Genomic DNA, 12,459 nt, shown 5'->3' on the forward strand with positions numbered 1-12,459 from the left:
TTGCGGACAAGATCATGGTCAAACAACAAAATCAGGACACGCCATGACCGATCCCGAAGCAGCCAGAGCCGAGAAACTGTCGCGTGAGCTCGACTTGGCCTTCCGCAACCGCGCCGACCTCTACCGCCTCTTCCTCGACGAGCTGACCGCCGAGCTCGGCGCCGAGAAGGCCGAGGCGGTGATGATCCGCAGCATCGAGAAGCGCGGCCAGGAAGTCGCGGCCGCGGCCTTCGCCGGCTTCGGCCCCAATGACGCGCCGGCGATCGGTGAAGCATTCCTCGCCGTCAGTCCGGATGGCGGGCGCATGTACCCCGCCGACATCGAGCGAGGCCAGGACCGCATCGCCTTCAAGGTGAAGCGCTGCCCGCTGAAGGATGCCTGGGTCGAGGCCGGCGTCGGCGAGGAGAAACTCGCCACACTCTGCCGCATCGCCGGCGCCTTCGACCGTGGCCTGTTCGAGGCGACCGGCGTGCGCTTTGCCAATGTCACTTGGACGCCGGGCCACGGCTCCGGCTGCTGTCACATCGCGCTGACCAATCGTGACGCTTAGCCGGAGAATTATTCGGCAAAGACGTGCAGCTCGCCGCCCGCTTCGTCGATCGCGGCGCGCAGCGCCGCTGCCGGCTCGCTGTCGGTGACGACATCGGAAATCTCGTTCAGCGCGCAGACGCGTTCGAGGCCGCTGCGGCCGAACTTGTCGTTGGTGACGACCAGCATCGTCGACAGCGATCGCCCCATCATCGCGCGTTTCACCGCCGCGGCGCCCGAGATCATGTCGCTCGGTCCCTCCGCGTTCAGTGCCGACGCGCCGATGATGGCGATATCGGCATTGTAGCGCCGCACGAATTCCACAGTGTCCTCGCCGAGGGCTGCGGCCTCGCGGCTGTCATAGGTGCCGGGGCAAAGGATGACGCGGAAACCGGGATTGGCGCCGGCCACTGAGGCAACGCCGATGGAGTTGGTGATGATCGTCAGGTCCCGGCCGAGCTGCGAGAGGCTGCGCGCCACCTCGTAGGTGGTCGATCCGCCGTCGATCATCACGATGCTGCCTTTCTCGATCAGTCCGGCCGCACCCCGTCCGACGCGGGCCCGCTCCTCGACCATGGTAAGGCCGCGTTCGGCGATCACCGGTTCCGACGTCACCAGCGAAATCGTGGCGCCGCCATAGGTGCGGTTGATCAGCCCTGCCTCGCCGAGCTCGATCAGGTCGCGGCGGATGGTCTCGCCGGCGACCCCGATGCGGCGGGCAAGCTTCGAGATGCGGATCGAGGCCGAGCGCCGCACCTCCGACAGGATCAGCTCATGGCGTTCTTTCTTCGTCAGCCGGTCAGGCTCGATGTTCATCGCTCTTCCTTCCCGCGGATTTCCCTCCCGGCGCCAGGACATTAGCCACGCCGGGAACGGGAAAGCCAGCCCGGGGTCTATTGAGATTCAGGTCAGGCCGAGTCGAAAATGGTGGTTTCTGAGAACCGGAGCGGAGCGTACTTAAAGTACGTGAGCACCGGAAGCGGAGGAAGCCGCCATTTGCAGGCCGGGCTCACCTGAATATCAACAGACCCTAGTGCCGCAACCGATCGCGCATGGCGTACCACAGCATGCCCAGCACATAGAGCGGGCCGCGCAACGCCGTACCGCCCGGGAACGGCAGCGGCGTCAGCGTCGAGAACAAATCGAGCCGCGAGGCATCGCCCGTGATCGCTTCGGCCAACAGCTTGCCGGACAGCGTCGACAGGATGACGCCCTTGCCGGAATAGCCATGCGCGAAATAGACCTCGCCATAGTGCCCGACATGCGGCAGGCGCGACGTGGTGACCGACACCAGACCGCCCCAGGCATGATCGATGCGGCAGCCCTTGAGCTGCGGGAAGGTCTTTTCCATGTGCGGCCGCACGAAGCCCGCTATGTCGGCCGGCGGCGACGGCGTGTAGCGCTCGCCGCCCCCGAACAGCAGGCGTCCGTCCGCCGACATGCGGTAGTAGTTGACGACGAACAGCGTGTCCGAGACGGCGACATTCGCCGGGATGACATTGCGTTCGCCCAAAGGCTCGGTGGCAACGATATAGTTGCCGACCGGCATGATGCGGCTGTTGACACGCGGCTCCAATCCCTGGAGCAGCGCATCGCCAGCAAGCACGACGTGCTTGGCGCGGACCGAGCCCTTGCCGGTGAACACCCGGATGGACGGCTCGCGCTCCAGCCGGACGGCCACCGAGTTCTCATGGATGGTGACGCCTGCGGCGGAAGCGGCGCGGGCAAGCCCAAGCGTGTAGTTCAGCGGATGCATGTGGCCGCCGAGCGGCTCGAAGACCGCGCCTTGATAGGGCGTGTCCACCTTTTGCCGCGCCTGCGAAGCCGACAGGATCTCGACATCGGTGAAGTTCATCACCTTGGCGAGGCACCCGGCCTCGTCCTCGAAGTCGCGCACATCCGAAGCGCTGACCGCGCCGACCAGATGGCCGGTCTGGCGCAAATCGCATTCGATGCCGTGACGCTCGATGATGTCGAGGACCAGCCCGCGCGCCTCGAAGGCGAGGTCGAACAGCGCCTTTGCCCGCTCCGGACCGAACGTCTTGACCAGCCCCCTGGCGCCCTTGCGCAGGCCGGGGATCATCTGGCCGCCATTGCGGCCCGAGGCGCCCCAGCCGATCTTGCCGCCTTCGAGCAGCACCACCTTGAGGCCACGCTCGGCCGCATGCAGCGCCGCCGACAGACCCGTGCAACCGCCGCCCACCACCACCAAGTCGGCCTCGACATCGCCGGCAAGCGCGGTATGGTCGGGCGCCGGATTGGCGGTGGCGGCATAATAGGATTTGCCGATATCGAGACCGGAATTGAAACCTGTCGAACGCGAGGCCATGATCACACCTTGAGCAGCAGATGGTCGCGTTCCCAGGACGTCACGACGCTCTGGAACAGGTCGAGCTCGACGCTCTTCACGCGCAGATAGGTCTGGAAGAAATCCTCGCCGAGCAGCGCGCGCACGGGCTCGCAGGCGGCGAAGCGGTCGAGCGCTTCCTCCATCGTCTTTGGCAGTGTGCTGTTGCTTTTATAGGCATTGCCGAAGGCTTCCGGCGAGCGCGCAAGCTTCTCCTCGATACCGAGATAGCCGGCGATCAGCGAGCCGGCCATGGCAAGGTAAGGATTGGCGTCCGCTCCGGGCAGCCGGTTCTCGATGCGGCGTGCGGCGCGCCCGCCCATCGGCACGCGCAGTCCGCAGGAGCGGTTGTCGTGCGACCACTCGATGTTGGCCGGGGCGCTGTGGTTTGGCCGGATGCGCCGGTAGGAATTCACGTTAGGCGCAAACAGCGGCATGATTTCGGGAATGTATTTCTGCAGGCCGCCGATGAAATGCGTGAACATTGCGGTGTCCTCGCCATCTTTGCCGGCAAACAAGGGTTCGCCCGCCTTATCGACGATCGACATGTGCAGATGCATCGAGCTGCCGGCCTGTGCGGCGATCGGCTTGGCCATGAAGGTGGCGTGCATGCCATTCGCCTGCGCGATCTGCCGCGCCAGGCGCTTGAACAAAAGCACCTTGTCGGCAAGCGCCAGCGGATCGCCATGCAGGAGATTGATCTCGAGCTGCGCCGTTCCGGATTCGTGGATCAGTGTGTCGAGCGGCAGACCGGCGGTGGCGGCATGCTCGCAGAGGCGTCGCGTCACCGCTTCGAACTCCTCAAGCGCTTGCATATCGTAGGGATGCTGCACGCTTTCCGGACGGCCGTTGCGCCCGACCGGCGCGGTCAGCGGCCGGTCCGGATCGGGGTTGGGCGCGGTCAGATAGAATTCGACTTCCGGCGCCATCACCGCGCGCCAGCCGCGCTTGCGATAGAGGTCGAGCACCGCCCGCAGCACATGGCGCGGCGAAGCCATCCAGGGCCGGTCGTCCATGTGGAAGGCGTCGGCGAAAACATAGGCCCTGCCGGCGCTGCCGGGCGCTACGCACAGCGTGGAAATGTCCGGCACCATGCGCATGTCCGGGTCCGAATAGGCAAAACCCTCATCGATGGAGCCGGAATAGCGGCCGTCGATCGCCACCAGGAAGGCACTGCTCGGCAGATACAGCGCGCGGTCCTCGAGCGACTTGAGGAATTTGGCCGCCGGCAAGGTCTTGCCGCGCAGCACGCCGTTGACGTCGGGCACGAGGCACTCGACTTCGTTGATCGCATGCGTTTTCAGCCAGCTTTGTGTGTCCGCGCCGGCGAATGAGGAGTCTTGATTGTCAGGCATTGGTCATGTCCGTACGAAGGAGAAATCGCTTCGGCGGGCATGTCCGTTCCGGGTAGGGCGTTATCTAAGCTGCGTTATCCGAGAACGGACGCCCGCCTGATGGCCGGCTCAAGGGCCGGGTGGAGCACGCCTCACACCCCCTCGGTCCAGCCGTCGCGAACGACATGCGAGCCGACTTTCGTCTCCTCCGCGCGCTGCAGATTCTCGAAGCGGCAGCAGCGCATGATCAGCGATACCCCGCGCGCGCAAACGAAATACCGTCGGCAACCGAATGCCTGGCGCGGTATTGCTGTTTTGCAGCTTGCATGACGGGTCCCACTAAGATGGAGTTATGGTTTGACCGATCATCGCCGCCGGCGCAAGCCCGCTCTGCTGGACCAGATCAGCCGATACTCTCGCCGCCATCGATCACCAGCGCCTGCCCGGTCATGAAGGACGAACGGTCGGAGACCAGGAAAAGAATGGCTTCGGCGATCTCCTCCGCGCTCGCCCAGCGCCCCATCGGGATCTTGGTGCGGACATAGTTTTCGATTGCGTCGCGCCCGCCCATCTGGGTGATGAACGGCTCGTTGAACGGGGTGTCGACCCAGCCCGGGCAGAGCGCGTTGATGCGCACATTGTGCCTGGCGTAGTCGAGGGACATCTGCCGGGTCATCGCCACCACGGCATGCTTGGACGTGGCGTAGGCGATCATCTCGCGATCGTAGAAGACGCCGGAATTGGACGCCGTGTTGAGGATGACACCGCCGCCCTGCGCGATCATCGAAGGCATCACGGTCTTCGCCGCCAGGAACTGCGCCCGCACATTGATGCGCCAGGAGGCATCCATGCCGTCCGTGCCCACTTCCGTCAGAGTGCCGCCGACCTGGATGCCGGCATGGCTGTGCAGGATGTCGATCCGGCCATGCCTGCCGAGCGTTCCCTCGATCAGATCTTCGACCGCCGTGTCGTTGCCGACATCGGTGGCGACGGCCTCGGCGCGGCCGCCGGCTTCGCGGATGTCGGAGGCCGCGGCTTCGCCAGCCGCAGGATCGCGGTCGGCGATGACCACATGCGCCCCTTCCCTGGCCATGATCATGGCCCCGGCGCGGCCTATGCCCGACCCGGCGCCCGTCACCACGGCGATACGGTCTTTCAGGATCATGAATCTGTCTTTCAAGGCGATGGCTTCCGGCGCCCGAGCTGCCATTGGGCGAGAAGCACGAGCAGGACCGACGCGCAGAGCACGATCGTCGCGATGGCGTTGATTTCGGGCGTGACGCCGCGCCGGATCGAGGCGAAGACGTAGATCGGCAGTGTGGTCTGCGCGCCGGCGACGAAGAAGGCGATGATGAAATCGTCGAAGGAGAAGGTGAAGGCGAGCAGGAAGCCCGCGATCACCGCCGGCATGATCTGCGGCAGCACGATCGAGCGGAACGTCGTCAGCGGCGTGGCGTAGAGATCGCTCGAGGCCTCGACCAGATTGCGGTCGAGGCTCGCGAGCCGCGTGCCGACGATCATCGTCACCAGTGCCATCGAAAACAGGCCGTGCGCGGCGATGATCGAGCCGTAGCCGAGCGAAAGCCGCGGCGGCTGGTCGGTCGGCCACAGCGAAGCGAGGAACGGATTGACGACGGCGAAAAGCTGCACCAGCGCCACCAGCGTCGAGATGCCGATGACGACGCCAGGAACGACGATCGCCGCGCCGAGCAGCGCGTCGAAGAGCGCCCGCGTGCGCGCGCCGACGCGCTGCAGCCCGAGCGCAGCGGCGGTGCCGCAGAAGGCCGCGAGCAGCGCGCTGGTCGTGGCGATGAACAGGCTATTCTTCAGCGCTTCCACCAGGAACGGATTGGACAGCGCCTTGCCGTACCATTGCACCGAGAAGCCGGTGAACTCGCTGGCATGGTGGCCGGCATTGAAGGAGAACAGCACGACCAGCGCGATCGGCAGATAGAGGAAGGCAAAGACGGCGACGACGAAGGCGCGCATCAGATCAGGTCCACCCGGCGTGCGCCCGAAACCCGGGTCGAGACGCGGTTGGCGACGATCAGCACCACGACCGAGACCAGCACCAATGTGATGGCGATGGCCGATCCGAACGGCCAGTTGCGCGACTGCAGGAAGAGATCGACCAGCGCGTTGCCGATGAAGAACACCTTGCCGCCGCCAAGCAGCGTCGGGATCAGATATTCCCCGAGCAGCAGGATCATCACCAGCGAGAAGCCGGTCATCACCCCGGGCAGCGACAGCCGCAGCGTCACGCCGAGGAAGGTCGACAGCGGCGTTGCGCCCAGATCGGCGGAAGCCTCAAGCAGCCGGCGGTCGAGCCGCTCCAGGCTGACATAGATCGGCAGGATCATCAGCGGCAGGTAGCCGTAGACGATGCCGAGCAGCACCGCCCCCGGCGTGTTGATCAATCTGAGATCCTCGATGCCGGCATAGGCGAGCAAAGCCGGGATGCCGCGCCCGCCGAGGATATACATCCAGGCATAGGTGCGCATCAGAAGGCTGGTCCAGAACGGGATGACGATCAGCGCGAGCAGGATCAGCCGCCAGCGCGGCGGCGCGCGCAGCGCCAGGTAGTAGGCGACGGGATAGGCGACGAGCAGGCAGGCCAGCGCGCCGATCGGCGCCAGCACCATCGTGTTCCAGAAGGCGGTCGCCCGCGCCGGCAGATTGGCGTATTGCGCAAAGGTCAGCGCGGCCTGATAGCCGCCCTCCGGCGCCCGCTCGCCGACGCTGAAAATGGCGATGGCGACGAAGGGCAGCACCAGGAAGACGACCAGCCACAGCGCCGCCGGGGCGAGCAGCAGCGCCGTCACGAGATTTTTGCGAAAGAGACTGCCGCGCATCGGGAAAGCCGGTTGGGAGCCGGCGGACTTTCGTCCGCCGGCCGCATTGTCTTGGTCGGGTTTGTTGCCGGTCTCGCTCAAGCCGACTTGAAGCGCGCCATCAGCTCGGCGCGGCCCGGATCGGTCAGCGTCGCGGCGGCGCCGAATTCCAGCGGCTTCAACAGGTCGGCCGCCGGATAGAGGATCGGGTTGTCGAGCACTTCCTTGGGCAGCAGCGCGTTGACCCGCGCGTCGGTCGAGGGCGCGCCATTGGCCAGATGCTCCTTCACCGCCACCTTCGGGTTCATCAGGTAATTGAGCAGCGCATAGCCGGCCGGCTTGTTCGGCGCGTCCTTCGGAATGGCGTAGAAGTCGGTCCAGATCTCGCCGCCTTCCTTGCCGAGCACATAGGCGATATCGGGAATGTCGCGATGAAGCTGAGCCCCGTCATTGGTCCAGCACATCGTCATCCAGGCGTCGCCGGCGCGCATTCCCGGCTGGTAGTCGCTCGACACGGCGAACAGATGCGGCTTGACCTTGAGCAGCAGCTCCTCGGCCTTGGCGAGCTCGTCCTGCTTCAGCGAGTTGAACGAGTAGCCGTAATATTTCAGCGCGTTGCCGATCGTGGTCAGCTGGTAGTCATGCACCATGGTGCGGCCGTCGCCTTCCGCCATGGCGGTGTCCCAGAATTCCTTCCAGCTCGACATCGGCTTGGCGAGCTTCTTGGTGTTGACGGCGAAGCCGGTGGTGCCCCAGTTCTTCGGCACCGCGTAGATCGTCCCGTCGATCGTGCCTTCCGCGGTGAAGCGCGCGTCTTCCGACTTGCCGTCGAAATTGCCGAGCTTGGCCATGTCCAGCGGCTCGATGATGCCGAGCTTCTTGTAGGTCGAGATGGTGTAGTTGGTCGGCACGAACAGGCTCCAGCCCGAGCCGCCGGCCTGCAGCTTGGCCAGCATCTCCTCGTTCGATCCGAAGACGTTGACCTCGACGGCGACGCCCGTATCGGCCTTGAAGTTCTCGAAGGTTTGCGGATCGTGATAATTCGGCCAGGTGGCGATCGACATGCGGTCGCCGAGATTCTCGGCGGCGAAGGCCGGCGTCGGCATGATGCCGAGCTCGCGCGCCATCACCGCGGTCGCTACGCCGAGGCCGGTGAGGCCGAGGAAGTCGCGCCGGCTGATCGAGCCGCGCTTCAGGCGCATCAATTGGTCGACGAATTTATCGGGGCTTATCGGCAGTCCGTCACGATAGGATTTCGGCATTTTGGTCTTCCCTCTGGTTGGTCCCGTTGTTCTTGGCGTGCGGAAACGCCAGCGGCGCTCCGGCGGCAAAGCCGATGGCGACGGGTTCGCCCGGCTTGAAGAGGTTGCCCTGGCCGATCACGTGGTCGGCCTTGGCGAGCAAAGATCCGATGCCCTGGACCTCGATGGCGTATTCGGCCGTCGAGCCCAGGAAAATGCGGTTGCGGACGATGCCTTTCAGGCTGCCGCCTCCGGGCGCCGAGAGGCTGAGCGATTCCGGGCGCAGGCTGACGGACACGGCCTCGCCCCGGCTGAGCGGCAGCCGCTTGCGCGCGGAAATCACCGTGCCGTCGGCAAGCGCGACATCGACCAGATCGCCCGAAAGGCCGGCCACCTCACCGCTCAACAGATTGGTCTTGCCGACGAAGTCGGCGACGAACAGGTCGGCGGGCTCGTCATAGATTTCGCTCGGCTGTCCAAGCTGGACGACGCGGCCGCCATTCATGACGCAGACGAAGTCGCTCATCGACAGCGCCTCCTCCTGGTCGTGGGTGACCAGCACGAAGGTGATGCCGATCTCGCGCTGCAGGTTCTGCAGCTCGATCTGCATATCGGTGCGTAGCTTCTTGTCGAGTGCGGCCAGCGGCTCGTCGAGCAGAAGCACCGCCGGCTTGTTGACCAGCGCGCGGGCGAGCGCCACCCGCTGCTGCTGGCCGCCGGAGAGCTCATGGATCTTGCGGCGGCCGTAGCCGGCGAGCTGCACCATGGCCAACGCTTCGCCCGCCCTCGAGGAAATCTCGCGCGACGACAGCCGCGGCCTCGCCTGGCGCAGCCCGTAGGAGATGTTCTCCTCCACATCGAGATGCGGGAACAGCGCATATTGCTGGAACACCATGTTGACCGGCCGCCGGTAGGGCGGCGTGCCGGCCATGTCGCGGCCGCGGATCAGCACCTGGCCTTCGCTGGGCTGCTCGAAGCCGCCGATCATGCGCAGGCAGGTCGTCTTGCCGCAGCCGGAGGGGCCGAGCAGCGCGACGAAGGCGGAGGGCGGGATGGCAAGGTCGATGCCGCTCACCGCGGTGACCGCGCCGTAGCGCTTCGTGACCGCGCGAAATTCGATATCGGGCACTGCAGTCAAGCCACGAGCTCCAGCGACAGCGTGAGGCAATGTCGTGACGCTAGCAGAGCCAACAGCACCTAGTATATACCTCGCAGGTGGTATATTTAGCCGATTTTATCGTTCAGAGGGGTATGAATTGGCCGCCTCCCGCAGTGACGACTACAACGCGCTTGCCGCCGTGATTGCCGCCGCGCGCGAGACCGGCGGCGACCATTTCGGCAAGGCGATCGTCGGCTGGCTGCGCGGCCATGTCCGTTTCGACCACTGCGTGATCTTCGGTTATCGGGGTGCTGCGCGGCCGCCGCTCCTGTTCGAGACCTTCTCGCCGGCGGAGAGCCACATCTTCGTCGCGCTTTACCAGGAGGGTCCCTATCTGCTCGACCCGTTCCACCACGCCGCGGTCGAGCGCAAGGAAGGTTTCTGGCGCATGCGCGAGCTCGCCCCGGACCGCTTCTATGCCAGCGAATACTACCGCTCCTACTACAGCCAGACCCGTCTCGCCGAGGAGGTCGGCTTCTTCGTGCCTCTGGCCGGCAAGGACGCGCTGGTGCTCTCGCTGATGCGGCTGCGCGCCACCGGGCCGTTCGGAACGGCGGATGCCAGGCTGCTGCGCGACATGGCGCCGGCGGTGATCGGCTTCTGCAGGCAGCGCTGGCCGTCTTTGCCCGCCGAACAGGTCGCGCTGCCGCCGGCGGGTGAAACCACCGCCGTGACCAACGAGCTCGACCGCGCCCATATCTGGAAGAGCCTGTCGCTGACCTCGCGCGAAAAGCAGGTGGTCGACCTGGTGCTGCAGGGCCATTCCACGGAATCGATCGCCAGGGCACTCAGGATCGTGCCGGGGACGGTGAAGGTCCACCGCCGCAACATCTACCGCAAGCTGAAGATCAAGTCGCAGGCCGGGCTCTTCGCCCGCTTCGTCGAGATCATCGACGCGCGTATCGGGTGAGTCTCGACTCCACCGGGTCGACGGCCGCAAACACCGCGCTTGCCTCGCTGACGATCGAGACATGATCCCGGGCCGCCTTGCCGGCAGCCGCCGCGTCCCCGCGCATGATCGCGGCAACGATCATATCGTGTTCCTGCCAGGATTTGGCCAGCCGGCCCGGCAGCATGAACTGCGCGCGCCGGAACGGCGCCAGCCGGCTGCGGGTCGCCACGGTCAGATCATGGATATGCGTGTTGTGGGCGCCGCGATAAAGCCTGCTGTGGAATTCGGTGTTGAAATACTCGTAGTCCTCCTCGGCCCCGAGCTGCACCATGCGCGCCGATGCCTGATGCTCGCTCTCCAGCGAGCGGCGCTCGGCTCCGGTCATACGCTCGGCGGAGAAGCGGGCGCAGATCGCCTCCAGCTCGGCCATGCTCTCGAACATCGAGGCCAGATGCTCCTGCGTGACCACGGCGACGATGGCGCCCCGGTTGGGCCGCCTCTCGACCAGCCCGATGGCACTCAACTGGCCGAGCGCCTCCCGGACCGGCGTGCGCGAAACGTCGAAGCGGGCCGCGAGCGAAGCCTCATCGAGCTTTTCGCCGGGACGCAGATAGCCGGTGACGATGCGATCCGCGATCGCCCTCACCATCTGATCCACGGTCGTTCCCGACCTGACCAAGCTGCGCTTTCCCGACACGTCTCCTCCCGTCCAGTTTATCGCGGACGGCCCGCAAGGTGGACGGCCCACGGGTTATTTCGACTCAAGGCCGCATCCCTGTATGCCTAGATTTTGACCTCAATGTCAAACTGAGCATTTTTCAGGCAAAAAGTGCATGCACTTGCCTTTGGTTTATGCAGCCGCTCTAAAGTCTTGCATTGATTTTATTACAGAAAATCACGGAAGGGAACTGGCACGGCGATTGCATGCACTTTCTTGACAGCACGTCAAACGACCCCGACCGGGTCCAAGAAAGGGGAGCATTCGATATGACCGACCGATTCATGCTTAGCCGCCGCGACCTGCTCAAGACCTCCGCCGCCGGAGCGGCGCTCGGTCTGGCTTCGGCAGCCTTTCCGATCCGCGCGGCGCGCGCCGCCGCCGCGACCGTGGGCTTCATCTATGTCGGTCCGAAGGACGACTACGGCTACAACCAGGCGCATGCCGAAGGAGCTGCATCGCTGAAGGGCATCGAGGGCATCTCCATCGTCGAGGAAGAGAACGTCCCCGAGACGGTCGACGTCCAGAAGACGATGGAATCGATGATCAATCTCGACGGCGCCTCGCTGATCTTCCCGACCTCCTTCGGCTATTTCGATCCGCATATGCTGGCCATGTGCGCCAAATTCCCCGACGTGCAGTTCCGCCATTGCGGCGGCATGTGGAACAAGGACAAGCACCCGATGAACGCCGGTTCCTATTTCGGCTATATCGGCATGGGCCAGTACCTGAACGGCGTCGTCGCCGGCCACACCACCAAGTCGAAGAAACTCGGCTTCGTCGCCGCCAAGCCGATCCCGCAGGTCCTGCTCAACATCAATTCCTTCCTGCTTGGCGCCCGCTCGGTCGATCCGGCGATCACCTGCCAGGTGATCTTCACCGGCGAGTGGTCGCTGGCGGTCAAAGAGGCCGAGGCCACCAATGCGCTGATCGACCAGGGCGCCGATGTCGTCACCTGCCATGTCGACAGCCCCAAGGTGGTGGTCGAGACGACCGCCGGACGCGGCGCCTTCGTCTGCGGCTACCACGCCAACCAGAGCCCGCTGGCGCCGGAAAAATACCTGACCGGCGCGGAATGGAACTGGGCCAAGGTCTATAAGATGTTCGTCGACGACCTCATCGCCGGCAAGCCGCTGCCCAATTTCACGCGCGGCGGACTGGCCGACGGCTTCGTCAAGATGAGCCCGCTGGGCCCGGCCGTCGGCGAAGCGGCGCGCAAGCAATTCGACGCCACGCTGGCCGAAATGATGAAGGGCGGCTTCTCCGTCATCAAGGGACCGTTGAAGAGCAACAAGGGCGCCGTCGTCGCGACCGAAGGCCAGGCCTTCATTGAGACCGCCATCGAACTCGAAAGCATGGACTATCTCGTCGAGGGCGTCGTCGGCTCGACGGCCTGAGCCACGCGCGCG

At 65.1% G+C, this 12,459-nt stretch carries 12 protein-coding genes; 3 read left to right on the plus strand and 9 right to left on the minus strand.

Translation table 11 applies throughout. The annotated features are described in order from the left end of the window. Positions 1–43 precede the first annotated feature (43 nt). Positions 44–550 carry an L-2-amino-thiazoline-4-carboxylic acid hydrolase gene (locus tag AC0YKC_RS15930; protein ID WP_434724085.1) on the plus strand — a complete coding sequence of 169 codons (507 nt, stop codon included), beginning with the start codon at positions 44–46 and terminating at the stop codon, positions 548–550. Positions 551–558: 8 nt separating this feature from the next. Here the strand turns inward: AC0YKC_RS15930 and AC0YKC_RS15935 are convergent, their stop codons facing one another. From AC0YKC_RS15935 to AC0YKC_RS15970, 8 genes are all read right to left on the minus strand, one after another. Continuing rightward, positions 559–1,344, minus strand: coding sequence for a DeoR/GlpR family DNA-binding transcription regulator (locus tag AC0YKC_RS15935; RefSeq protein WP_488511714.1), 786 nt, complete (start codon positions 1,342–1,344; stop codon positions 559–561). A gap of 214 nt (positions 1,345–1,558) precedes the next feature. Beyond that, on the minus strand, positions 1,559–2,857 hold the full coding sequence (locus AC0YKC_RS15940; protein ID WP_488511715.1) for an NAD(P)/FAD-dependent oxidoreductase: 1,299 nt from the start codon (positions 2,855–2,857) through the stop codon (positions 1,559–1,561). Positions 2,858–2,859: 2 nt separating this feature from the next. After that, entirely contained in the window at positions 2,860–4,230 is a 1,371-nt protein-coding gene (locus tag AC0YKC_RS15945) for a glutamine synthetase family protein (RefSeq protein ID WP_488511716.1), read from the minus strand. 382 nt (positions 4,231–4,612) lie between these two features. After that, entirely contained in the window at positions 4,613–5,374 is a 762-nt protein-coding gene (locus AC0YKC_RS15950) for an SDR family NAD(P)-dependent oxidoreductase (RefSeq protein WP_434725773.1), read from the minus strand. Between the two features lie 11 nt (positions 5,375–5,385). Then, a complete protein-coding gene (locus AC0YKC_RS15955) occupies positions 5,386–6,198 on the minus strand; it encodes an ABC transporter permease (RefSeq protein WP_040987444.1) in 813 nt (270 codons plus the stop codon). Beyond that, positions 6,198–7,061, minus strand: a complete 864-nt coding sequence (locus tag AC0YKC_RS15960; protein WP_488511717.1) for an ABC transporter permease — start codon at positions 7,059–7,061, stop codon at positions 6,198–6,200. The genes AC0YKC_RS15955 and AC0YKC_RS15960 overlap by 1 nt, the downstream gene beginning before the upstream one ends. Before the next feature lie 77 nt (positions 7,062–7,138). Next, positions 7,139–8,302, minus strand: coding sequence for an ABC transporter substrate-binding protein (locus tag AC0YKC_RS15965; protein ID WP_320296989.1), 1,164 nt, complete (start codon positions 8,300–8,302; stop codon positions 7,139–7,141). Continuing rightward, positions 8,283–9,419: an ABC transporter ATP-binding protein gene (locus tag AC0YKC_RS15970; RefSeq protein ID WP_488511718.1), complete on the minus strand. Its 1,137-nt coding sequence runs from the start codon at positions 9,417–9,419 to the stop codon at positions 8,283–8,285. Before AC0YKC_RS15970 ends, AC0YKC_RS15965 begins: the two co-directional genes overlap by 20 nt. A 118-nt stretch (positions 9,420–9,537) precedes the next feature. Between AC0YKC_RS15970 and AC0YKC_RS15975 the strand changes: the two genes are divergently transcribed. Next, entirely contained in the window at positions 9,538–10,350 is an 813-nt protein-coding gene (locus AC0YKC_RS15975) for a helix-turn-helix transcriptional regulator (protein ID WP_488511719.1), read from the plus strand. On the opposite strand, the gene AC0YKC_RS15980 is transcribed toward AC0YKC_RS15975, so the two are convergent. Beyond that, entirely contained in the window at positions 10,328–10,981 is a 654-nt protein-coding gene (locus AC0YKC_RS15980) for a GntR family transcriptional regulator (protein WP_488511755.1), read from the minus strand. The two genes, AC0YKC_RS15975 and AC0YKC_RS15980, sit on opposite strands and share 23 nt — an antisense overlap. A gap of 338 nt (positions 10,982–11,319) precedes the next feature. Here AC0YKC_RS15980 and AC0YKC_RS15985 point away from each other — a divergent pair, with 338 nt between their 5' ends. Further along, a complete protein-coding gene (locus tag AC0YKC_RS15985; protein WP_488511720.1) occupies positions 11,320–12,447 on the plus strand; it encodes a BMP family ABC transporter substrate-binding protein in 1,128 nt (375 codons plus the stop codon). The last annotated feature ends 12 nt before the right edge of the window (positions 12,448–12,459 follow it).

The organism is Mesorhizobium sp. CNPSo 4661 (genome assembly GCF_057784215.1).